Source organism: Sulfitobacter donghicola DSW-25 = KCTC 12864 = JCM 14565 (genome assembly GCF_000622405.1).
GTDB classification, from domain to species: Bacteria; Pseudomonadota; Alphaproteobacteria; order Rhodobacterales; family Rhodobacteraceae; genus Sulfitobacter; species Sulfitobacter donghicola.
Genome location: NZ_JASF01000005.1, coordinates 65,024 through 87,442, shown reverse-complemented (window position 1 = coordinate 87,442; position 22,419 = coordinate 65,024). Strand labels below are relative to the sequence as shown.

Sequence of the window (22,419 nt, the reverse complement as noted above, 5' to 3'; positions counted from 1 at the left end):
GCTCCGCAGTCCTTCTATAAAACTAGGGATGGAGGATGCGCAATGTGCGCTTTAGCCGCGCAAGCGGGCCTGATAGTCATGTGCCTTCCAATCGGCGCGAAACTGCCACTGATCCACGGGCTGGCGGGCGGCAAGTGCCTCGTCGATTTCGACTTCGTCAAATCCTGAACGGCGGGCCATCGCGTATTGATCCGCTAGCACCTGACCGCGCGCGCGCAGGCGCCCCGTATAGCCGCGCAGGCGCAAAGCCCGTGCGATCGTGAAACCGCGGCCATCCGCCGAAGAGGGGAAATCAATCCGGATCATTTCAATCTGCGACGACAGCTCAACCTTTTCGGGGTGGATGTCTGAGGGCAGGTCAAGAGCGGTGCAATCATTTGCGGCTCCAGAGGCGCTAAAACCCTTGTCCCAATCGTCTGAGGCAAAGCCGTTATCAGTTACAATAATCGTCATGTTGGTGCTCCTACGCGAACCATTTTACCATTCACAAAATGGATGCCACATTCATCTTTGTCTTCGCCGCGCCAGCGTCCGGCGCGAATATCTTCACCCTCTGCAACCGGCGATGTGCAAGGCGCACAGCCGATCGAAGGATAACCTTTGGCCACCAGCGGATGGCGCGGCAGGTTGTTTTCTTCGATATATTGCAGCACATCTTCGCGGGTCCAATGGGCCAGCGGATTCACCTTGATCCGGCCTGTGCCTTCTTCGGTCTCAAACGGAACCAGTGAAGATCGCTCGCCCGATTGGAACCGTTTCCGGCCTGTGATCCAGCCGTCATAGCCCGACAGGGCCTTATCCAGCACACGGGTTTTGCGCAAATCACAGCAGGCATCGGTGTTGCGTTGAAGCAGCGTGTTGTCAGGGTCTTCCAAAGCCGTATTGGCACGCAAAACCTGCACGCGGCGCAATCCCAAGGTCTTGGCGACCTCTTTTTGATACTGCAAAGTTTCTGGAAACAGCAACATCGTATCAATAAAGATCACCTGCACATCTGGATTGACGCGCGAGGCGAGATATAGCAACGCAACACTTTCAGCGCCAAAGCTAGAGACCAGCGCCAGATTGGGCACCACGTCAAACGCGGTTTTCAGGATATCTGGCGCCGAGTGGTGCTTTAGCGCCGCGTTGAGCATTTCAACGCGGGCTTGGGGGGGCAGGTTACGCGGCATTTACCTTAACCTCTGGATAAAGGACTGCTTTGAACGGCGCGAGGCCGAGGCGGCGGTATGTTTGCAAAAAGGTCTCGGACGGGTCAGAGCGCAGATCCAGATAACCCAGCACCAAACGCTCGATGGCCGGAATGATCTCCTCCGCGGAAAAGCCGGGGCCTGCACGTTCGCCGATGCTGGCATCTTCCGATCCATCACCGCCCAGCGTGATCTGGTAGTTTTCCACGCCAGCACGATCTAGGCCCAGAATGCCGATGTGACCCACGTGGTGGTGACCACAAGCGTTGATGCAGCCCGAGATTTTGACCTTGAGCGGCCCCACCTCATGTTCCAGCTTCAGCTCGTCAAACCGCGTGGCGATTTCCTGTGCAATCGGGATCGAACGCGCCGTGGCCAAGGCGCAATAATCCATACCAGGGCAGGCGATGATATCCGAAATCAACCCGATATTAGCGGTGCCCAAACCAACGGCCTTTAGGGCGGCGTGAACGGCAGGCAGGTCGGCGCGGTGAACATGGGGCAGGATGACGTTCTGCTCATGGCTGATGCGCAGCTCATCGTGACCGTATTCTTTGGCCAGCTCTGCCATGACACGCATCTGTTCAGATGTGGCATCCCCCGGTGTTGCGCCATGCGCCTTGAGCGAGATGGACACAATTGCATAACCCTCTTCGCGGTGCGCGGCGAGGTTGGTATCTGCCCATGAACGGAACACCGGATCATTGGTATAGGCGCTCTCAAACGGGGCGATTGATTTGGTGTTAAACTTTGGCAGGGCAAAGTCATCTTCGATCCGCGCCAGCATCTGCTGGTCAACGCCGGTAAACAGCGGGCGGATCAGCGCATAGCGCGCATCAACGCGGGCGCGAATGTCTTCGATGCCGTTTTCATGCACGGTGATCTTGATCCGCGCCTTATATTTATTATCGCGGCGCCCCAACAGGTTATAAACCGATACAATGGCTTCCAAGGTTGGCAGCAGATCTTCGCCAGAGACGAAATCATACAGGGTTTTGCCGATCATCGGGGTGCGGCCAAGGCCCCCACCGACGATCACTTCATAGCCCAGCACACCGTCACGTTCGACGATCTGGATGCCAATGTCATGGGCTTTCAGCACAGCGCGGTCATGGGGCGCGCCAGAGACTGCAACCTTGAACTTGCGCGGCAGGGCTTGGAATTCGGGGTGGTCGGTGGACCACTGGCGGATCAGCTCGGCCACAGGGCGGGGATCGGCGATCTCATCCGCGGCGGCGCCAGCGAAATGGTCTGCCGTCACGTTGCGGATGGTGTTCCCCGAGGTCTGGATCGCGTGCATGTTCACCTCACCCAAAGCATCCAGCATGTCAGGCACATCGCGCAGCTTGGGCCAGTTGTACTGGATGTTCTGACGGGTGGTGAAATGGCCATAGCCCTTGTCCCATTTGTCAGCAATATCCGCCAGCCTATGCATTTGCGCGCCGTTCAACGTGCCATAGGGGATCGCAACCCGCAGCATATAAGCATGCAGCTGAAGGTATAGACCATTCATCAGGCGAAAAGGCTTGAACTCATCCTCGGTCAGGCTGCCATCAATGCGGCGCTCCACCTGAGAGCGGAACTGGGCGTTGCGTTCGGCCAGAAAATTGGCGTCAAAGTCTGTATAGCTGTACATTATGCGCGCTCCTGTTTGCCATGGGCATAGTTGGAAGGTCCGGTTGCGCGGAATTCTTCGCGAAAATGGGTGGTCTGGATGGTGCCGTCTTCGGTGGCGACAGGGGTCAGGTAGACGCCGACAACCTCGGCGGCACGCGCTGACGCTTTTGTCAGGCGGTCGTTGGCCTCTGCTTCGTCGGCGATAACTTCGGCATCGCTCAAGGCACGGACCCAGTCCGCGCCGCTCAGATACACCACATCTCCTTCAAGAAGGTCATTGGCCGTAATAACGGAAGGTTTGAATGCTTTTGCCATCAGGCGAATTCCTCAATCTGAAAGGTAGGAGCAAGAGCCACAGCCGCACGAGGGGCGAGGCCAAGAAAGGTGAGCGCCGGACCCGTGAGGGCAGCGGCATGAAGCGTCGCGGGCAGGGCGTCTAGCGTGGTTTCAATCACCCGCTGATCCGCGCGCGAGGCGTTTTCGATGATTGTGATCGGGGTCTGACGGTCCGCGCCATGCATCAACAGGCGACCCTGCACAAACCGTGCCGATTTTTTGCCCATATAGATCGCGGCAACCTCGCCCGCGCGGGCAAGGGCAGACCAATCATGATCGGCAAAGCCTTTCATGTCGTGCCCCGTCAGGAACCGAACAGAAGCATTGCGCCCGCGTTTGGTCAGGCTTTGCCCGATCGCTGCAACCGCAGCCGAGGCCGAGGTGATCCCGGGAACGATATGCCAGCCGATGCCATGGGCATCGACCGCGTCTATTTCTTCGTCCAAACGCCCGAAAACAGTTGCATCGCCAGATTTCAGGCGCACAACCTGCGCACCAGCTTTGGCATGTTTGACCAGCAATGCGTTGATGTATTCCTGCGGCGTATGTTCGCCAAAGCCTTCTTTGCCCACGTCAATCATGGTGGCTTCGCGGCGGGCCAGTTCCAGAATTTCTGGACTGATCAGGCGGTCGTAAATCACCACATCGGCCTCGTCCAAAGCGCGGCGCGCCTTGAGCGTCAGCAGCTCGGGGTCACCTGGGCCACCCCCGACAAAAGCGATGTGACCGCTGCGGGCGGTTTTGTTCAAATGATTGTCCAATAGTTTTTCAAGCGCGGGTTGTACCTGCGCATGCCCCTCGGCAATCGCCTTTGGGCCAGCGTCAAAATAATAGCCGCGCCAGAAATCACGGCGCGCACGGCCAAACGGCAGCGCTTCTGCTGCGGCGCGAAAGGTTTTGCCGATACGCGCCAGCGTGCCCAGCGATTGGGGAAGGCGCTCTTCCAGATCAGCCTTAATCGCGCGGGCCAGAACAGGGGCGGCTCCTTCGGTGCCAATGGCGATTGTGACGGGGTCACGATCAACAATGGCGGGGGTGATAAACTGGCTGTCTTGCAGGTTATCAACGATGTTTACCAGAACGCCATCTTTATGGGCCAATGCAGCGGTACGGGCATCTTCAACCGCATCCTCATTGGCGCCGTAGAACAATGCGGCCTGTGCTGTGTCACCCTCCGCCAGAGCGCGGGCATGAAGGGAAAGTTTACCTTCGCGATGCCAGCGTTCGATCTCTGGTGCGGGATCTGCTGCAAAAACCGAGATGCGCGCAGAGGATTTCATCAACAGACGCAGCTTTGCCACGGCGGCATCTTGGCCTCCGGAGACAATGATATGTGCGTCTTTTGTGCTCAGAAAGATCGGGAAGTGGTCCATCGGGGCGGTTTCCTCTGTGTTGTTAGGGGTAATATAGGATATTTTCCTATTATTTCGCCATATAGGTGGCTAGATAAGGACATATGTTCTATCTAGAGTGCAAAAGAGAACATCCAGACCAAAAGGACCGGAGAAGCAGAATGAACGTTCGAATAGACGATACAGATCGGAAAATTTTGGCTGCACTGCAGCAGGACGCCAGCCGCTCATTGGACGATATTGCCCGCGAAGTGGGCAGTTCCAAGACGCCCGTCTGGAACCGGATTCGCAAAATGCGCGAGGCTGGGGTGATCGGTCAGCAGACTGTGGTGCTGGATGCCGAGGCGCTGGGGTTTGAGGCGTGTTTCTTTGTTCTGATCCGCACCTCCGAACACGAAGCCGATTGGCAGGGGCGCTTTCTCAAGGCGCTTCAGGATCGCCCCGAGGTGCAAGAGGCGCATCGCTTGGCGGGGGACATCGACTATATCCTAAAGGTGCGTGTGGAAAACGCCCGCGCCTATGATCGCTTTTATCAGGCGCTGATCGCCGAAGTGCGCGTGCACAACGTAACGGCGTTGCTGTCGATGGAGCAGATCAAATCAACCACGATGCTACCGCTTTAGCCCAAGCCGCTGACCATCAGGCGGTCGAGTTTGTGAAAATGGTAGCTGTCGGAAAACACGGGCTCCTCGGCCAAGGCGAGGGTTGGAAAACGGGCAAAAAACGCAGGCAGGGCGATCTGCATCTCCATCCGCGCAAGCGGCGCGCCGACGCAAAAATGTAACCCGCCGCCAAAGGCGGCATGGGGTTTGCCGTTGCGATCATAGCGAAATGTCGCCGCGTCAGCATAGACCGCAGGATCACGCCCAGCCGCCCCAAGAACCAGCCCCACACGGCTGCCCGCCGGCAGCGTTTCGCCCGCGATTTCAACATCCTCGTAAACATAGCGGTCAAACATGTGCAGGGGCGGGGTATAGCGGAACAGCTCTTCGCAGGTGCCTGCAATGGCGCTGGGGGTTAACGCCTCGGAGGGGGTTGCGTTTTCCAGCAGGCATTTCACCGCATTGCCCAAACTATGCACGGTCGCCTCGTGCCCTGCGTTTAGCAGCAGAACACATGTGCCGATCAGCTCGTCTGTGCTCAGCTTTTCGCCATCTTCCTCAGCGGCGATCAGTTGGGTGATGAGATCATCGGCAGGCTTGTTGCGGCGCGCGTCGATGTATTTGGTCAGGAATTCGGAAAACTCGGTCGCAGCGGCTGCCGCAGCATCCTCGATTTCCCGCGTACGGCCTGCCTGATACATGGCGACCATATCGTTGGACCAGTTCAGCAGGTCAGGGGCCATTCCCTCTGGCACCCCCAAAAGGCGGGCAATGATGCGCACAGGCAGCTGCGTGCAAAAGGCGGGGATCAGGTCAAAGGCGCAATCATGGGGGAGCGCCGCCAAAAGCTCGTCAGTGACAGCATGTATATCGGGTTCTAACGATTTGATCCGCCGCGAGGTGAACGCCCGTAACACCAATCCGCGCAGGCGGGTGTGGGTTGGTGGTTCGAGTTCCAGCATCGAGTGTTGCTCGATCGCTTGAAAGGGCACGAGGTGATCGGGCACCTTGCGCCGTTGATCCGCAGGCGCTGCGCGGCCCAAACGGCGATCCCGCAGCAGCGCATTCACCGTTGCCGCATCAAAGGCACAAGGCATGGCGTAATCCTCCCAATAGGTAATCGGGCCAAGGCTGCGCGCGCGGTCATAAAACGGATAAGGGTTTTGGATAAACGCGGGATCATGCGGGGATTGGTGCAAGTGAATCATAGCGGCATCAAGGCGCAGATGTGCTGGCCAATGCAAGGTAGCTCGCGTAAATTGTTGCCATGAAACTTGGAAATGGCCGTCGTGGTCTCAGCATTGTTGTTTTCTTGATCTGTGTCGCCGCTCTGTCTACGGGGGTGTGGCGCTATGCGGTGCATCGTGGCATGGCACAGCTGGCGGCGCGCGGCACTGCGGATCTGGCATTGGCGAGTGACCGTTTGGTGGGGCAATTACAGCGCTACCGCGACCTTGCCGTTATCATGGCGGACCACCCGCAGGTGCTAAATGTGTTGGCCCAGAACGGCGCCGGTCCCTCGGATAATGATCTGTTGCAAAGCGCTGCGGATAAGGCGGCGGCGTTGGATGTGATGGTGGTTGACCGTTCAGGGCGCGTGCTGGCTGCCGCAGGAAATGGCGCTGGCATAACGGGGGCAGGGGCCTTTGTGCGCCGCGCTTTGAACGGCGCGTTAGGGCGCGGCTATGGCGCGGGCTCTGGGCGTAGCTACTTTTACGCAGCGCCGGTTTTTGCGGCCTCTGGCGAAACGATGGGGGCGCTTGTTGTCTCTACTGATCTGGCGTCAGTTGATTACGCATGGCGCGGTGATACGCCACCGGTATTTTTCACCGATGGGCAAGGCCGCGTTCAGGTTTCCAACCGATCCGAGCTGGTTCTGTGGCAACGGCCTGATCGCGATGATCTTGTGCAGCTTGCCCAGCAGATGGATTTCGAAGAATCCCGTATCGCAGGCCATGAAATCTGGCGTTTGCGAGGGGGGCCCTATCTGCCCCAAGACGCGCTGCACCTCACCCAAGATTTGCCCGTCATCGGCATGACAGGCGAAGTGCTGCTGGATGTGGCGCCTGTGAGGCGGCTGGCGGCATCACAGGCCGCTGCGGTTGCGGCGCTGTGCCTTGCGTTTGGTGCGCTCTTGTTTCTGGCGACAGAAAGGCGGCGCACGCTGGCATTGGCCAATGCCCAGCTAGAGGCACGGGTAAAGGCGCGCACACAGGCCTTGCGCGACATCAACAACGAATTGCGCCGCGAGGCCGCAGAGAGATCCGAGGCACAACTGGCCTTGGCCCAAGCACAGGATGATCTGGTCCAAGCCAGCAAGCTGAGCGCGTTGGGGCAGCTTAGCGCGGGGATCAGCCATGAGCTGAACCAGCCGCTGATGGCGGTGCAATCCTTTGCTGAAAACGGGGTGAAATTCATCGAGCGCGACAAACCCGAACGCGCAGCTGAAAACCTGTCCCGTATCTCGGATATGGCCGATCGCATGGGGCGGATCATCAAAAACCTGCGGGCGTTTTCCAAACAGGAAACCGTGCAGCAGGTGCAGGTTGATCTGGGGCGGGTGCTGGGCTCGGCTCTTGAGCTGACACAGGCGCGGCGCGCGACCATGGCTGTGACGCTGGAGTTTGAGGCCCCACAGGCCCCGATCTGGGTGCAGGGGGGCGAGGTCCGCCTTGGTCAGGTTTTTGTGAACCTCGTCACCAACGCTTTGGACGCGATGCAGGATGTGCAGGAGCGCCGATTAGAGATCAAGATCGCTCAGGCTGACGCCGTTACCGTGACAATCACCGATACAGGCCACGGCATAGAGGCCCCTGAACAGGTATTTGACCCCTTTTATTCAACCAAAGAAGTTGGCGCCGCCAAAGGTATTGGGCTGGGCCTGTCGATCAGCTATGCCATTGTGCAAAGCGTCGGAGGAGAGATCAGGGTGCATAATACAGCGCAAGGGGCGTGCTTTACGGTGATGTTGCTGCCGATGAAACAGGACCGTGCAGCATGAGCCGCCGTGTCTTGTTGGTAGATGATGATGCCGCCGTCCGCGAAGCTTTGTCACAGACGCTAGAGCTGGCCGATATCGGCTGTATTGCCGCTGGATCCTTTGTGGTGGCCGCAGATCATATCACCCGTGATTTTGAAGGGGTGATTATTTCCGACATCCGCATGCCGGGGCGGGACGGTTTCCATTTGCTGGCCCATACCCATGCCATTGATCCCGACCTGCCTGTCATTTTGTTGACGGGGGAAGGCGATATTCCCATGGCCGTAAAGGCGATGGGCGATGGCGCCTTTGATTTTCTGGAAAAACCCTGCGCTGCCAAAGATTTGCTGGCCGTTGTTGAGCGGGCTTTGAAAAACCGCGCCTTGGTTCTGGAAAATCGGGAATTGCGTCAATTGATCGAAAGCGGAGACCCCGCTGCGCGCATGATCTTTGGGGAATCCGATCTGGCCCAAGCGCTGCGCGGGCAGGTGCGGCGGGTTGCGCAAGCAGGCGGCGAAGTTTTGATCAACGGGGCCCAAGGAACAGGGATATCCAAGATCGCCGAGGTCATCCACCTCAGCTCGACCCGCTCAAAACGTCCGTTTTTGAAACGTGCAGCCCATGATCTGGACGCCGATACGCTGGCGGCCGCATTTCGCGATGGCGACGGGGGCAGCCTGTTTATCGACGAAATCAATATGCTTCCAGCGCAAAGCCAGCTGGCCTTGTTCGAGATATTGGAAGAGGCGCCCGCGACCCGTTTGATCGCCGGTAGCACACGTGATTTGGCCATAGAATTGGACGAGGGGCGCTTTCACGGTGATCTATATTACCGCCTAGCTGTGATGCCTGTTCGCATTCCCGCGCTCAGCGAGCGGCCAAAGGATATTCCGGTCCTGTTTCGCCGCTATGTCGCCCAAGCCGCCGAGCAAAGCGGCCAGCCAGCGCCGGAAATCACCCCGCAGATCACCGCCGCCTTGATGGCACGCGAATGGCCCGGCAATGCCCGTGCGCTGATGACCGAGGCCATGCGATTTGTCATGGGCGTTTCAGACGCGCCAGAGGTCGACGAGGGCGTAGGGCTGGTTGCACAGCTTGCCCAGATCGAACAATCCTTGATCGAAGGGGCCTTGAAAGGGGCGCAGGGGCAGGCCAGCGATGCTGCGCGCGCGCTCAAGCTGCCGCGCAAGACTTTTTACGATAAATGCACACGCTACGGGATCAAACCCGAGGATTACCGCGGCTGAGTCGCCCTTGGGGGTGTGCGGATTTCCGCACAATGCTGCGGCTGCGGGTGCGGGAATTCGCACGATCGCGCTAAAATGCTGCATTTGCACAGTGCTGATATTTGCAGCAAGGCGCTGAATAATAACGCAAAATGAAACAATTCCTCACAACTTCTTGTGGTGTGCGGTTCTTCGCCCAATAGTACCGCCACCGCGGCGCAAGCCGTCTGACTTTGAACTCCTGGGAGGAGATACCATGAAATTTATCACTGCGGCCGTTCTGGCCCTGTCCGTTTCTGCTGGCGCCGTTTCTGCGGCCTGTGACGATGGTGAAATCGTTATCAAGCTGAGCCACGTCACCAACACTGACAAGCACCCAAAAGGCATCGCGGCCTCTTTGCTGGAACAGCGCGTCAACGACGAGATGAACGGCAAAGCCTGCATGGAAGTTTTCCCGAACTCCACGCTGTACAACGATGATCAGGTTCTCGAAGCTTTGCTGCAGGGCGATGTTCAAATGGCGGCCCCTTCGCTGTCCAAATTCGAACAGTTCACCAAGCAGTTCCGCATCTTTGACTTGCCGTTCATGTTCAAAAACATCGACGCAGTAGACGAGTTCCAGAACTCTGAAACAGGTCAGGCGATGAAAGAATCCATGACACGCCGCGGCCTGCTGGGCCTTGCCTTCTGGCACAACGGCATGAAGCAGATGTCTGCAAACAAGCCTTTGAACCTGCCAACAGACGCAGCTGGCCTCAAGTTCCGCGTGCAGAACTCGGACGTTCTGAAGGCACAGATGGCGGCGATGGGTGGCTCACCCCAGCCAATGGCATTTTCTGAAGTATACGGCGCGTTGCAGACTGGCGTTGTTGATGGCCAAGAGAACACATGGTCCAACATCTATGGCAAAAAGTTCTTCGAAGTTCAGGACGGTGTGACCGAAACCAACCACGGCATCATCGACTATCTTCTGGTGACCTCCACCGATTGGGTCGACTCCCTGCCAGCGGACGTGCGTGAGCAGCTGATGACAATCGTTGGCGAAGTAACTGCCGCGCGCAACTCTGAGTCCACACAAGTGAACGCAGACGCCAAGCAAGCCATTCTGGATGCTGGCGGTGTTGTTCGTGAACTGGACGCAGCACAGCGCGAGGCATGGGTTGCGACGATGAAACCCGTTTGGGAACAGTTCATCGGCGACGTTGGCCAAGAAAACGTAGACGCAGCGCAGGCGATCAACGCCAAGCACTAAGCGTCATTTGCGGCCAGCCTGAACACGGGCTGGCCGCTTTCCTATTTTCTGAAATTCAATGAGGCAGGGGGTGCTTGCTATGTCGGGCCATTCGTCTGATCAAAGCGGGCTTGCGCGCATCGTAAGCGAAATTGAGGAGACGGCGATTGCGCTGATCCTCGGGTTGATGACACTCATCACCTTTATCAACGTGGTGTTACGCTATGGGTTCAACACGGGCCTGATTTGGGGCCTTGAGATGGTCACCTTTCTGTTTGCGTGGTTGGTGCTGTTTGGCATGTCCTACGCCGTCAAAGTGACCGCCCACCTTGGGGTGGATGCCGTTGTAAACCTGTTTGGCGAAGGGCCGCGCAAGGTTTTGGCCTTTGTCGTTGGTCTGATTTGTGTCGCCTATGCGGGCCTGTTGCTAAAGGGCGCGTGGGATTACTGGGCGCCTTTTGCAGGGCTTGATGCCACCAGCGGGCGTTGGTTCCCGACGGGGTTTGAAAACAGCCGCGATCAGGCGTGGTACGAAGTCATCGACATCCCGATCCCAGAATGGCTGCGCTTTATCGAGCCGATCATGAATGAGGGTGAGGAATACGAAAAACTGCCCCGCTTCATCCCCTATGCGATGCTACCCTTTGGGGCGGCGCTGTTGCTGCTGCGGTTTGTTCAGGCGGTGATTAAAGTTGCCCAAGGGCGTCAACACGCGCTGATCGTGAGCCATGAAGTCGAAGACATGGTCGATGAAGTCAAACATATGAACGCGGAGAGCTGATCCCATGGAAGTCATTATTCTTTTTGCCATGGTCGTAGGCCTGATGTTGATCGGTGTGCCGATCGCCATCTCTTTGGGCCTATCCTCCATTTTGTTCCTGCTGGCGCTGTCAGATACGTCTATGGCGTCGATTGCTCAGACCTTCTTTCAGGCGATGGCGGGGCACTATACGCTGCTGGCGATCCCGTTCTTCATCCTTGCTTCCAGCTTTATGTCTACGGGCGGCGTGGCGCGGCGGATCATCCGCTTTTCCATCGCGCTGGTGGGGCATTTGCCCGGTGGTCTGGCGATTGCGGGCGTGTTTGCCTGCATGTTGTTCGCAGCCCTTTCAGGGTCTTCCCCTGCAACGGTGGTGGCCATTGGTTCCATCGTGATCGTGGGCATGCGCGAAGTCGGCTATACCAAGGACTTCGCCGCAGGTGTGATCGCCGTGGCTGGTACGTTGGGCATCTTGATCCCGCCCAGCATCGTGATGGTGGTTTACGCCTCTGCTACGGATGTATCGGTGGGGCGGATGTTCCTTGCGGGTGTTATTCCGGGTTTGCTGGCTGGCTTTATGTTGATGCTGACGATCTACATCATCGCCCGCGTGCGTAACCTGCCCAAGGGCGAATGGCGCGGCTGGGGCGAAGTGCGCTCAGCTGGTTTTGAGGCGGGCTGGGGCCTGTTCTTGATCGTGATCATCTTGGGCGGCATCTATGGCGGTATCTTTACCCCGACAGAAGCGGCGGCGGTGGCGGCGGTCTATGCCTTCCTGATCTCCTCTTTCGTTTACCGCGATATGGGGCCGCTGCATGTAAAGGGCGAAGGGCGTAACCTTGCGCTATGGGAAAAGCCAAAGGCGTTGCTGACGGTGTTTTTCCACCGCGATACACGCGACACGCTGTTTGAAGCGGGCAAGCTGACGGTGACCTTGATGTTCATCATCGCCAACGCGCTGATCCTCAAGCACGTTCTAACGGATGAGCAAATCCCACAGCAGATTTCGGCGGCGATGCTGAACGCGGGCTTTGGCCCTGTGATGTTCTTGGTCATCGTTAACGTGATCCTGCTGATCGGTGGCCAGTTTATGGAGCCCTCAGGCCTGTTGGTGATCGTGGCACCACTGGTGTTCCCCATCGCAATCGAGCTGGGGATTGATCCGATCCACCTTGGTATCATCATGGTGGTGAACATGGAGATCGGGATGATCACGCCGCCAGTTGGGCTCAACCTGTTTGTGACCTCGGGCGTGGCGAATATGCCAATGATGAATGTTGTGCGCGCAGCGCTGCCATTCCTTGCGGTCCTCTTTGTCTTCCTGATTATGGTGACCTACATCCCATTCCTATCAACGTGGCTACCCACGATGATGATGGGGCCTGAGATCATCACCAAATAGGGTGACTGAAATGACAAAAGGGGCGCCCGCGATTATCGCTGGCGCCCCTTTTTTGTGCCTAAACGTTTGGATCGCGGTGTTAGCTGTCAGCCAAGGCCGAAATGATCGGCGCAAAATCCGCAGCCTTCAAAGACGCGCCACCAACCAATGCACCATCCACATTTTCCGCTTTGAAAATCATAGCCGCATTGTCGGGTTTGACCGAGCCGCCATAAAGCAGCGGGATCATATCGCCGATTTCAGCACCAAAGCGGCTGATGATCTTGCCGCGGATGAAATCATGCACCTCCACAATCTGCTCCAGCGTGGGCACTTTGCCCGTACCAATGGCCCAGATCGGTTCATAGGCGATCACCGTGTTGGTGGCCGTCATCCCATCAGGAAGAGAGCCCGCCAGCTGCCCCGCAATAATATCCAGCGTGTTGTTCGCACTGTGGTTATCCGCGCTTTCGCCGATGCAAATCACCGCCGTGAGGCCCGCCGCCCATGCGGCTTTGGCTTTCTTGCGCACATCGCTGTCATGCTCTTCATAGGCTTCGCGCCGTTCCGAGTGGCCGACAATCACGTGCGAGGCCCCCGTGTCGGCAATCATCGCGGCCGAGATATCGCCCGTAAACGCACCGCTGTTTTGTGCATGGCAATCTTGGGCGCCGATCTGGATGCCGGTTGCGCGCGCGGCCTCATTTGCACGAAACAGCAAAGGGGCAGGCGGGCAGATCAACACATCCGGTGCATTCTCGGGCATCAGAGCCTTTAGCGCCTCCAGTTCCGCAAGGCTTGCTGCGGTTCCGTTCATCTTCCAATTGCCTGCTGCCAGTTTGCGTCGCATCTATCGCCCCTTGTTTGTTTCCTGTCTCTACCACTGCAACACAGGGGTTTTCAACGATTGGGTTGGCGCGGGAGGCTGCAAAGGGTAGGAGAGCGCAAATAAGTAAGGAGAAGGCGATGATCCCGTCTATTGATTTGCAAGCGCTTCGCGCAAGTGACCCCGCTGCGGTTGAGGCGATGCACGATGCTGCAACCGGTGTTGGCTTTGCCACGGTTCACAACACAGCCCTTAGCGGCGCGCGTGTAAAAGAGGTGATCGAATGCTATCGCAGCTTTTTCAAACTCCCTGAGGCGGAAAAGCAAGCCTATAACATGGCCAACACGGGGTCGAACCGTGGCTGGGGCGCTGCGGGGTCTGAACAGGTCGATCCGGATGCAAATCCCGATTACAAACAATATTTTGACAGCGGGGTGAGCCTGCCTGCGGATAATCCGCTGCGCGAGATGTCGGTTTATGCGCCCAACGTCTGGCCGCAAAACCCACCCGCGTTCAAATCTATCATCAGCAGCTATTACAACGAGGCACGCGGCGTTGCCATGTCGGTGCTGCGCGGCGTGGCGCAATCTATCGGTGCGCCCCGTGATGCGTTTGATGAAGGGTTCGAGACCCCGATGGCTTTGCTGCGTGGCAACTATTACCCCTCACGCCCTGATTGGGCAGGGGCAAAGGATTTCGGCATCGCAACCCACACCGACTATGGTTGCCTGACCTTGCTGGCCACCGATGGCTCTCCGGGGTTAGAGGTGCGCAAACGTGGGGGCGGCTGGATCCCGATCAGCGCCGAGCCGGGAACCTTTGTGATCAACTTTGGCGAGATGATGGAGGTCTGGACCGATGGCCGTGTGCGCGCAACGCCCCACCGCGTTGTTGGCGGGCTGAATGAACGCATCTCAGTGCCGCTGTTCTTTAACCCCTCACATGATACAAACGTTGGCCCCATGGGCACGGATCAGGTTGTGCTGGCGGGGGAGCACCTCGCGGCGCGGTATGAGGAAACCTATGTGCACCTGAACAAGAAATGAGCGCGCATTACGAGGCCGAAGTGCTGCGCGTATGGGGCACGCAGACAGATGGGGCGCATGATGTCTGGCATTTGCGCCGCGTCTGGGCCTTGGCGCAAAAGATCGCAGCAGCTGAGGGCGGCGATCTGGAGGTGATCGAGGCGGCCTGTTTCCTGCACGACATCATCAATCCCCCCAAAGACAGCCCCCAGCGTGCGCAGGCCGCAGCCCTGTCTGCCGCCCATGCAACGCAGTTTCTAAACGCCCAAGGCATGACGCCAAACCGCGTGAGCATGGCCGCCCATGCCATTGAGGCCCATAGCTTTTCCGCAGGTGTCACCCCGCGCACAATCGAGGCGCAGGTGGTGCAAGACGCGGATCGCCTAGAGGCTTTGGGCGCCTTGGGCATTGCGCGCTGTTTCAATGTGTCTGGCCAGATGGGCGGCGCGCTGTTTCATGGTGGCGATCCCATGGGTGACAGCCGCGCCCTAGATGACCGCGCCTATGCGCTGGATCATTTCGAGGTCAAGCTGCTGCGCGTGGCCGAGACTCTCAACACCGCCACAGCCCGCGACATGGCGGCGCAGCGGGTGGCCTTTATGAAAACCTTCCGCGATCAGTTGCTGGCCGAGGTGCTGGTCTAGCGCAGCGCGTCCAAGGCTTCGCGCGCAAGGGCGCAGGCCTCTTCTGGGTCATCCAGATAGGCGTCTGGCAGGGTCCAATAGGGCATGGCAGATTGCGTGCCGCTTTTGCGGGTATAGGTCCATTCCTCACCGCCAAGCGCGGCCATACGATCGGCAAACGGGCCTTTGGCCGCTTTGAGCATCAGCCGCCCATCCGACATCATTAGGGCAAATATCACCCCTTCGGAATAGAGCCCCATGCCGCCGAACATGCGGCGGGTGGTTAGATCGGGGATGTCAGAGAGCAGCTCGCGGGCGAAGGACATATCCGCTTCGCCAAGGCTCATTTTGCAAAGAGAGAGTCGTCAAATTTGATGGATTCACCGCACCCGCATGCCTCGGAGACATTAGGGTTGTTAAACTTGAACCCGCTTTCCAGCAGCGAGGTTTCATAGTCGATTTCAGTGCCAAACAAAAACATCTGCGCCATGGGCGCGATCATCACGCAGGCGCCGTCTTGTGTGACGACTTCGTCATTGGGATCGGCCTCGTCCACATATTCCATGGTATATTCCATACCCGCGCAGCCGCCTTTTTTCACGCCAATACGCAGGCCTGCATGGCCTTTGGCGGTCATCAGTTTGATGATTTGCGCTGCTGCTTTATCGGTCATACTGACCGCTTGTTTGCCTGGAATACCGAACATGTTTTGTGCTCCTTTACCCCTAGATAGGGCGAGGGGGGGATGATCTCAAGAGGTTAGTAGCCCAGCGCAGCCAGTGTGGCCATGGTGGCAAAGCTGGCCGCCAGCGCCCAACCGAATGAGGCAAGCGTGCCGATGATGACATATTCGCTCATCTTTTGGTCGCGTGAAACGGTGTCAAAACGCAAAATGGATTTTGCGGCGATCAGGAAGCCGATGCCAGAGGGCTCGCCGATCATCACCATCAAAAAGATAAGCCCCCGTTCCATCAACCCGATGATGCGGCCCGCATATTCCAACCCGTCAGGCTGGGCGGCAAATTTGTAGCGCGCCATCAGGTGCCCAACCGCAGGGCCCCCCGCCATGGTCGCTGTAATCAGCCCGCTGGTGACCAGCGCGACCTGTATCATATCGGTGCTAAGGGGCGGCCACCAAGGCTCTAACAGCGCGTCGGGCAGCCACATCACGGCAAGCAGCAGCACAACCAGATGCGCGGCCTGATCCACCAGATAGCTGCGCAGGTCATCAGGGGCAAAGCGCACCTTGACCGTGTCGATGGCAACATGTGTCAGCGCAATGCCAAGGCTTAGCACCATCGCACCACCCGACAGCAGCGCCGTCAGGGCAAACACATGTATTCCATGCATCAGCATAAACACGGGGCGGTGTTTGTTGATCACCATATTTGTCGTTTGAAACACAAAATCGGCCAGCAGATGCGCACAGACCAGCGCGATCAGCAGCTCGATGGTGAGAAGGGGCATGATGGGTAGAGTCATATGAAAAGGGTTGCTTTCATTGATTGCAACTTAATTTGGTTGCTTTTGGGGCGTTTCATACAGGGTGCAACTGTCCAGCAGCGCAGAAACGCCTGCGGCATCGGCCTGCTTTTGGGTCATCTGGCGGCTGCGCTCTAACGTAAGGGCCAGCGCCTCTTGGGTTGGGGCATCTGGTGCCAGCAGCGCAAAGGCGACTTGCGCTTGTTTCGGGGTCCAACCTTGGGCGATGCGATCCGCAAGGGGCAGGGCGATCTGCAACAGCGCAGGCGCATCGGGCGCGGCCATGCGTGGCCCACGTCCGATCCCGTCCAGCGCGCGACCTGAGCTTAGAAAGGCATCGCCTTCGCCGCTGGCCAGATTGCCATTTGAGAAATCCGCCGCGCCCAATCCGATCCCGATGCGGGTGTCATGGCCTTTGCCCGTGCTGCGCACGGCAGCACGGACAACCAGCGCGCCGCGCAGCGCATAGGTTTCGGGCAGGGCCATCTGCCAGCCATCCCCGCGAAAGCGTTCAAAGGCGGTTTCACTGCCCGACCATTGCGCAATCGCCTTGGCCGCGCCCTCTAACGCCGCGAACACGTCTTGCAACGCCTCACGACCCATCTGGGTCGAGCGCACGATGTCTCCGGTGAAAACCGCGGAATTCTGCATGATCGCCTCTTGCTGCATCTTGTTCTTGATTAACAGTCTGACAGGCCAACCCCGCCAGAGCAACAATGCAAACGGGCCGCCCTGTTTCCAGAGCGGCCCGCATAACACAAAAAATGTAGGAAGCTACATAAAGCCCAGTTCGAGGCGCGCCTCGTCCGACATCATCTCCATACCCCAAGGCGGCTCCCAAACCAGCTCAACATCGACTTGCTTGACACCAGGCAGTGGTTCAATCGCATCAGCAATCCACCCCGGCATTTCACCCGCAACAGGGCACCCCGGCGCGGTGAGGGACATTTTGATCGCCACTTCGTTTTCGGCATTTATGTCAATGGTATAGATCAGGCCCAGCTCGTAAATATTCACGGGGATCTCGGGGTCATAGACCGAACGGCAGGCTTCAACCACCTGATCGAACAGCGGGTGGTCCGTGCTGGACGGCGCAATCAGCGGTGTACCTTCGAGAGGGGGAGTGGAATCTGTCATCTGGGCCTCGTCCATAATCTTGACCAATTATATATGGATTGGGTGGGGCAAGGTCCATAGGGGCAGCACAAACAAACGCCTGTCGCTGCAAAAAGCTCTCTCGCACGGTAACGCGCGAAAGAGCGGTTCGTGTGTTAGTCGTCAGAGCCGGTGATGCGGGCGCGGTGCAGCAAGCCACCAATCGCGCCACCAATCAGCGGTGCAACGATGAATACCCAAAGCTGCGCCAGTGCCGTACCGCCCACAAACAGGGCAGGACCAACAGAGCGCGCAGGGTTCACGGAAGTCCCCGTGATGGTGATGCCCACAAGGTGGATCATGGTCAGCGTCAGGCCGATCACCAAACCAGCCATCATCGGGCTGCCGTTGCCTGATGTCACACCAAGGATCACAACCAGAAAGACCGCTGTTGCGATGACCTCAAAGAGGAAGGCAGAAATCATAAAGAATTCACCACCATAGCCAGCGCCCCAACCGTTCTGGCCCATGCCGTTGGCAGCTACATCATAGCCCCCCGCCGAGTTTGTCGCGAGCGTATAGATCACGCCAGCCGCAATAATCGCGCCAAGTGTTTGGAACAGCGCATAGCCGATGAAATCAGCCATGTTGATGCGGCCCGCCACCAATGCGCCCATGGACACCGCAGGGTTTAGATGGGCACCAGAAATCTGACCGATGGAATAGGCCATCGCCACAACCGAAATACCAAAGGCCAGCGAAATGCCTGTAATGTTGATCGGGCTTTCCAGCCCCATACCGCCGCCTGCCAGCACGGCAGAACCGACACCAAAAAAGACGAGCACGAATGTCCCGATGGCTTCCGCAATATATTTACGCATGAATTTTCTCCCTGAAATGTTCACAATTTACGGCGGAACAATCTCCGCTGCTACATTCTGACGCAGCGGGCGCGCAGCTGTTAAGGGGGAAAAGAAGGGAACCTCCCCCTCAACCTAAAAGGGAGGGGAAGGGCAAAGGCACCAAAGGCTTAGTTTTCGTTAATGTCTTTGGTCACCACACGGGCGCCGCTGGACTGGTTTTTGAACGCGATTTTCAGCGCGATCCACGCCGCCAAAGACAGACCAGCAAAGAGGGCCAATAGCGCCGAAGTGTTCGTGATGCCACTGACGGCGACCACCACAACCATGCCCAAGGCGCCCAAAGCAAACCCCAAAAAGATCGACGCAGGGGCGATGACCTCAACCACAGCCAATGCCAAAGCAGCACAAAGCCAGACCCACCAGACGGTTAGCAGACTACCCATTAGCCGCGCCCCTTAAGCAGTTTAAACGCATCGCCAAAGGCCGCCAGCGCCTCTGAGGGAACAACGATGGTTTGGCTGCCAGAGCCGCTGCTCATCGTGCCCAAGGCTTCGACCTGTTTCAGCGCGATCTGGTATTGCGCGGCCTCTAGGCCGTTTTCATTGATCGCAACCGCGACAATCTGGGTGGCGTAGGCTTCGGCATCGGCCAACACACGGCGCGCTTTTGCGGTCTGCTCCGAGGCGTAAAGCTCGGCATCAGCGGCCAGCTCAACCGCCCGTTTCGAGCCTTCGGCCTCGGTCACTTGGGCGCGGCGCGCGCGCTCGGCGTTGAGCTGCTGCATCATCGCAGCGCGGGTGGCTGCATCTAGGTTCACATCCAGAATTTCAGCACGGGTGACCTCGATCCCCCAGTTATCAACAGCATCCTCGACAAAGGCTTTGATGGTGGTGATCAGGGCCGCACGGTTGGCCTGCACTTCGTCCAAGTCCATTTTACCGATTTCAGCACGCACAATCCCTGCAACAGTTGTTGCAATGGCGCTATCTACATTGCGGATACGATAAACCGTCTTTTCCGGTTCGATGATGCGGTAGAATACGGATGTATCCACCTGCACCAACACGTTGTCACGGGTAATCGCGTCTTGGGAGGCGATGGGCAATTGACGCTCTAGGATCGAGATTTGATGCGCGACCTTGTCAAAAAAGGGAACGATCAAGTTGATGCCAGGCCCAAGGACCGAGCGCAGGCGGCCAAACCGCTCAACCACATGTTGCTCTGACTGGGGGACGATCTTGACCGCCTTTAGCACCACAACAACCAATAATACGGCCAGTAACACCCAGCCCAAATTCTGTTGTAGTAATCCTGTCAAAAGCTCTTCAATGTCCAATGTTCTATTCCTCCGATAAAAATAACTCCTTTATATGTGGGGATTAGAGCGCCCGATTGCAAGATGGGCCAACCTGCGTTAGGCCACGCCCAACAGCCGTGTAAGGAGCCCGAAATGACCGAGATTTCCTATCAGATCAACGCAACAGACGGGCGCGCGCGCACAGGCGTGATCAACACGCCGCGCGGCGAAATCCGCACACCCGCCTTTATGCCCGTGGGCACAGCGGCGACAGTAAAGGCGATGATGCCCGAAAGCGTGCGCCAGACGGGTGCCGATATCCTGCTGGGCAATACCTATCATTTGATGCTGCGCCCCACAGCTGAACGCGTCGACCGTCTGGGGGGGCTGCACAAGTTCATGAATTGGGATCGCCCGATCCTGACGGATTCGGGTGGGTTTCAGGTGATGTCGCTGGCATCTTTGCGCAAGCTGACCGAACGCGGCGTGACCTTCAAAAGCCATATCGACGGCTCCAAACACGAAATCACGCCAGAACGCTCGATGGAGATCCAAAAGCTGCTCGGCAGTGACATTGTCATGTGTTTTGACGAATGCCCCGCATTGCCCGCGGATCGCGATCGCATCGCCAGCAGTATGGAGCTGTCCATGCGGTGGGCGAAACGCTCGAAAGATGCCTTTGGTGATCGGCCAGGCCATGCGCTGTTTGGGATTCAGCAAGGTGGCCTAGAGGAAGACCTGCGCCAGCAATCGGCAGATGCGCTGCGCGATATCGGATTTGGCGGCTATGCCATTGGCGGTCTGGCCGTGGGTGAGGGGCAAGAGGCGATGTTTGGCTGCCTTGATTACGCACCTGAACAACTGCCGCAAGATAAACCGCGCTATCTGATGGGCGTGGGCAAGCCCGATGACATCGTTGGCGCCGTAGCGCGCGGCATTGATATGATGGACTGCGTTTTGCCGTCGCGTTCAGGCCGCACAGGGCAGGTATTCACCCGCAAAGGCGTGCTGAACATCAAAAACGCACGTCACATGGATGATCCGCGCCCGCTGGACGAAGATTGCGGCTGTCCCGCCTGCCAAAACTATTCCCGCGCCTATCTGCACCATGTTTTCCGCAGCCAAGAGATGATTTCGTCGATGTTGCTGACGTGGCATAACCTGCATTACTATCAGGACCTGATGGCGGGCATGCGCGACGCGATCACAGCGGGCACGTTCGAGGCATGGCAACGCGATTTCCACGCCAACCGTGCGCAGGGTGATATTGATCCGCTGTAGCGGCGGTTGATCAAATTTTACGAAAGATAAACCCTAGGCAAGGGAACCAGAGCAAATGGAAAGCAACATAACAGCTAATGGCAACAGCTGGGAGATTGTCCCCACGAACCCCGCTGTAAGTATTGTTCTAGCGATCCTGTTTTTCTACCTGTTCTTCCGCCATGTCCTTTTTGTTTTTATGGTTATGGACATCGTCCTTGGCTGGTTGCGTAAATTCAGCTGGTTTCCAAAAGAAGGAAAGCGGGCCAAGACGGCCCTGCATTGGGTGATCGCCTTGGGCGCATTCGTGGGGTTTTTGGGGATCGCGGGGGCGGCTGGCTGGCTCGCCTTCATCCCGCAATAGCTGCGCGCATTTGCGGCGTGAAATACCCTAACCCTCAACCGTGACCGAATAGCCAAATGCCACGCTCTGATGTGATGGCAAGGTGATGCTGTTGGGGCGCGCGCCAATCTGCGGCCCATCCCCCACATAAGACGCCGTGCCGTGCCATGGCTCGATACACAAAAAGGGCGCGCCTGTGGGGCGCCAGAGGGCCAGATCGGGCAGGTTATGAAACGTAAACGCCAGCGCGGTGCCCGATTTTGGGCCATAGCGCAGGCTATCGGTGCCATTGGGAAAGACCAACGCGCCATCGTCAAAAAGATGTTCAGCGATTTCGAGGTCACCGTCGACAAACGGACCGGCAAGGGGCTCTGGCCGCAGCAGCCCCTCATCAATAGCGCGCAGATCAGGCGCGCCCCCTGAAGCAAGGGTCACGTGGTGGGGGTGCCCATCGGCATTCGGCAGGGGCCAGCAAAACGCGGGGTGAAAGCCGAACCCAAAGGGCATTGGCTGGGCGTCATTATTGGTAACACGGGCCTCGACATGCAGGGTTGCGCCCTCGATCCTATGGGTCAGGCTGAGGGAAAAGGCAAAGGGATAGGCGGCGTGGGTTTCGGGCGTATCGGTTAGGACATGGTGGCACATCGTGTCAGACTGCTCGACCAGCTCAAACAGATTACGCCGCGCAAACCCGTGCTGGGGCAGGGCGCTGCTATGATCACCCACGGCAATTTGGTCATCCACCGCGCGGCCAACAATCGGGAATAAAACAGGCGCACGGCCTGTCCAAAATGCTCCATCCCCGTGCCACAGCAGTTCATCCCCCGCGGCAGTGCGCAGATATTGCATCTCGGCCCCCATCGAGGCGACGGCAAGGATTAGATGATCGTTTTGTAGCGTGGTCAGGTCGGATGACATAGGTTTCCCCAA

General features: G+C 57.8%; 26 protein-coding genes. 10 read left to right on the top strand and 16 right to left on the bottom strand.

Going from position 1 to position 22,419, the window contains the following annotated elements; genetic code table 11:
* Positions 1 to 51 precede the first annotated feature (51 nt).
* The 5 genes from Z948_RS0101320 to cysG are packed head-to-tail and all read right to left on the bottom strand — an operon-like array spanning position 52 to position 4,516.
* Complete coding sequence (locus tag Z948_RS0101320) at positions 52 to 453, bottom strand: DUF934 domain-containing protein (protein ID WP_025057774.1); 402 nt, start codon at positions 451 to 453, stop codon at positions 52 to 54.
* On the bottom strand, positions 450 to 1,172 hold the full coding sequence (locus Z948_RS0101315; protein ID WP_025057773.1) for a phosphoadenylyl-sulfate reductase: 723 nt from the start codon (positions 1,170 to 1,172) through the stop codon (positions 450 to 452). The genes Z948_RS0101320 and Z948_RS0101315 overlap by 4 nt, the downstream gene beginning before the upstream one ends.
* On the bottom strand, positions 1,162 to 2,826 hold the full coding sequence (locus Z948_RS0101310; protein WP_025057772.1) for a nitrite/sulfite reductase: 1,665 nt from the start codon (positions 2,824 to 2,826) through the stop codon (positions 1,162 to 1,164). Before Z948_RS0101310 ends, Z948_RS0101315 begins: the two co-directional genes overlap by 11 nt.
* Complete coding sequence (locus Z948_RS0101305; protein WP_025057771.1) at positions 2,826 to 3,122, bottom strand: DUF2849 domain-containing protein; 297 nt, start codon at positions 3,120 to 3,122, stop codon at positions 2,826 to 2,828. Before Z948_RS0101305 ends, Z948_RS0101310 begins: the two co-directional genes overlap by 1 nt.
* Positions 3,122 to 4,516: a siroheme synthase CysG gene (cysG, locus tag Z948_RS0101300; RefSeq protein WP_025057770.1), complete on the bottom strand. Its 1,395-nt coding sequence runs from the start codon at positions 4,514 to 4,516 to the stop codon at positions 3,122 to 3,124. Before cysG ends, Z948_RS0101305 begins: the two co-directional genes overlap by 1 nt.
* Before the next feature lie 140 nt (positions 4,517 to 4,656).
* Here cysG and Z948_RS0101295 point away from each other — a divergent pair, with 140 nt between their 5' ends.
* Positions 4,657 to 5,118 carry an Lrp/AsnC family transcriptional regulator gene (locus Z948_RS0101295; protein WP_025057769.1) on the top strand — a complete coding sequence of 154 codons (462 nt, stop codon included), beginning with the start codon at positions 4,657 to 4,659 and terminating at the stop codon, positions 5,116 to 5,118.
* On the opposite strand, the gene Z948_RS0101290 is transcribed toward Z948_RS0101295, so the two are convergent.
* Positions 5,115 to 6,305, bottom strand: a complete 1,191-nt coding sequence (locus tag Z948_RS0101290) for a cytochrome P450 (RefSeq protein ID WP_025057768.1) — start codon at positions 6,303 to 6,305, stop codon at positions 5,115 to 5,117. The two genes, Z948_RS0101295 and Z948_RS0101290, sit on opposite strands and share 4 nt — an antisense overlap.
* Positions 6,306 to 6,364: 59 nt before the next feature.
* Here Z948_RS0101290 and Z948_RS0101285 point away from each other — a divergent pair, with 59 nt between their 5' ends.
* From Z948_RS0101285 to Z948_RS0101265, 5 genes are all read left to right on the top strand, one after another.
* Positions 6,365 to 8,098: a sensor histidine kinase gene (locus Z948_RS0101285; RefSeq protein WP_025057767.1), complete on the top strand. Its 1,734-nt coding sequence runs from the start codon at positions 6,365 to 6,367 to the stop codon at positions 8,096 to 8,098.
* Positions 8,095 to 9,324: a sigma-54-dependent transcriptional regulator gene (locus tag Z948_RS0101280; protein WP_025057766.1), complete on the top strand. Its 1,230-nt coding sequence runs from the start codon at positions 8,095 to 8,097 to the stop codon at positions 9,322 to 9,324. The genes Z948_RS0101285 and Z948_RS0101280 overlap by 4 nt, the downstream gene beginning before the upstream one ends.
* Before the next feature lie 235 nt (positions 9,325 to 9,559).
* Positions 9,560 to 10,555, top strand: a complete 996-nt coding sequence (locus tag Z948_RS0101275) for a DctP family TRAP transporter solute-binding subunit (RefSeq protein WP_025057765.1) — start codon at positions 9,560 to 9,562, stop codon at positions 10,553 to 10,555.
* 79 nt (positions 10,556 to 10,634) lie between these two features.
* Positions 10,635 to 11,315, top strand: a complete 681-nt coding sequence (locus Z948_RS0101270; RefSeq protein ID WP_025057764.1) for a TRAP transporter small permease — start codon at positions 10,635 to 10,637, stop codon at positions 11,313 to 11,315.
* Between the two features lie 4 nt (positions 11,316 to 11,319).
* On the top strand, positions 11,320 to 12,696 hold the full coding sequence (locus Z948_RS0101265; protein WP_025057763.1) for a TRAP transporter large permease: 1,377 nt from the start codon (positions 11,320 to 11,322) through the stop codon (positions 12,694 to 12,696).
* 79 nt (positions 12,697 to 12,775) lie between these two features.
* Here Z948_RS0101265 and tpiA read toward each other — a convergent pair whose 3' ends face one another.
* Positions 12,776 to 13,525: a triose-phosphate isomerase gene (gene tpiA / locus Z948_RS0101260; protein ID WP_025057762.1), complete on the bottom strand. Its 750-nt coding sequence runs from the start codon at positions 13,523 to 13,525 to the stop codon at positions 12,776 to 12,778.
* A 116-nt stretch (positions 13,526 to 13,641) separates the two neighbouring features.
* Between tpiA and Z948_RS0101255 the strand changes: the two genes are divergently transcribed.
* Entirely contained in the window at positions 13,642 to 14,547 is a 906-nt protein-coding gene (locus tag Z948_RS0101255; protein ID WP_025057761.1) for an isopenicillin N synthase family dioxygenase, read from the top strand.
* Positions 14,544 to 15,170 (top strand): HD domain-containing protein, encoded by a 627-nt coding sequence (locus Z948_RS0101250; RefSeq protein WP_025057760.1) that lies wholly within the window; start codon positions 14,544 to 14,546, stop codon positions 15,168 to 15,170. The genes Z948_RS0101255 and Z948_RS0101250 overlap by 4 nt, the downstream gene beginning before the upstream one ends.
* On the opposite strand, the gene Z948_RS0101245 is transcribed toward Z948_RS0101250, so the two are convergent.
* From Z948_RS0101245 to Z948_RS0101210, 8 genes are all read right to left on the bottom strand, one after another.
* On the bottom strand, positions 15,167 to 15,496 hold the full coding sequence (locus tag Z948_RS0101245; protein ID WP_025057759.1) for a TfoX/Sxy family protein: 330 nt from the start codon (positions 15,494 to 15,496) through the stop codon (positions 15,167 to 15,169). The genes Z948_RS0101250 and Z948_RS0101245 overlap by 4 nt on opposite strands.
* The gene (locus tag Z948_RS0101240) at positions 15,493 to 15,855 is read right to left on the bottom strand and encodes a HesB/IscA family protein (protein ID WP_025057758.1); all 363 of its coding nucleotides are present in this window, start codon (positions 15,853 to 15,855) and stop codon (positions 15,493 to 15,495) included. The genes Z948_RS0101245 and Z948_RS0101240 overlap by 4 nt, the downstream gene beginning before the upstream one ends.
* A 53-nt stretch (positions 15,856 to 15,908) precedes the next feature.
* Complete coding sequence (locus Z948_RS17740) at positions 15,909 to 16,616, bottom strand: DUF3307 domain-containing protein (protein WP_037951747.1); 708 nt, start codon at positions 16,614 to 16,616, stop codon at positions 15,909 to 15,911.
* 45 nt (positions 16,617 to 16,661) lie between these two features.
* Entirely contained in the window at positions 16,662 to 17,282 is a 621-nt protein-coding gene (locus Z948_RS0101230) for a hypothetical protein (RefSeq protein ID WP_156023496.1), read from the bottom strand.
* 123 nt (positions 17,283 to 17,405) lie between these two features.
* Positions 17,406 to 17,768, bottom strand: a complete 363-nt coding sequence (locus tag Z948_RS0101225; protein WP_025057756.1) for an SUF system Fe-S cluster assembly protein — start codon at positions 17,766 to 17,768, stop codon at positions 17,406 to 17,408.
* Positions 17,769 to 17,902: 134 nt separating this feature from the next.
* A complete protein-coding gene (locus Z948_RS0101220) occupies positions 17,903 to 18,607 on the bottom strand; it encodes an aquaporin (protein ID WP_025057755.1) in 705 nt (234 codons plus the stop codon).
* A 149-nt stretch (positions 18,608 to 18,756) separates the two neighbouring features.
* Positions 18,757 to 19,032 carry an NfeD family protein gene (locus tag Z948_RS0101215; protein ID WP_025057754.1) on the bottom strand — a complete coding sequence of 92 codons (276 nt, stop codon included), beginning with the start codon at positions 19,030 to 19,032 and terminating at the stop codon, positions 18,757 to 18,759.
* Positions 19,032 to 19,925 (bottom strand): SPFH domain-containing protein, encoded by an 894-nt coding sequence (locus Z948_RS0101210; protein WP_025057753.1) that lies wholly within the window; start codon positions 19,923 to 19,925, stop codon positions 19,032 to 19,034. Before Z948_RS0101210 ends, Z948_RS0101215 begins: the two co-directional genes overlap by 1 nt.
* 114 nt (positions 19,926 to 20,039) lie before the next feature.
* Between Z948_RS0101210 and tgt the strand changes: the two genes are divergently transcribed.
* The gene (gene tgt / locus Z948_RS0101205; protein ID WP_025057752.1) at positions 20,040 to 21,167 is read left to right on the top strand and encodes a tRNA guanosine(34) transglycosylase Tgt; all 1,128 of its coding nucleotides are present in this window, start codon (positions 20,040 to 20,042) and stop codon (positions 21,165 to 21,167) included.
* A 55-nt stretch (positions 21,168 to 21,222) separates the two neighbouring features.
* On the top strand, positions 21,223 to 21,510 hold the full coding sequence (locus Z948_RS0101200) for a hypothetical protein (RefSeq protein ID WP_025057751.1): 288 nt from the start codon (positions 21,223 to 21,225) through the stop codon (positions 21,508 to 21,510).
* 27 nt (positions 21,511 to 21,537) lie between these two features.
* Here Z948_RS0101200 and Z948_RS0101195 read toward each other — a convergent pair whose 3' ends face one another.
* Positions 21,538 to 22,407, bottom strand: coding sequence for an aldose 1-epimerase family protein (locus Z948_RS0101195; RefSeq protein WP_025057750.1), 870 nt, complete (start codon positions 22,405 to 22,407; stop codon positions 21,538 to 21,540).
* Between the last annotated feature and the right edge of the window lie 12 nt (positions 22,408 to 22,419).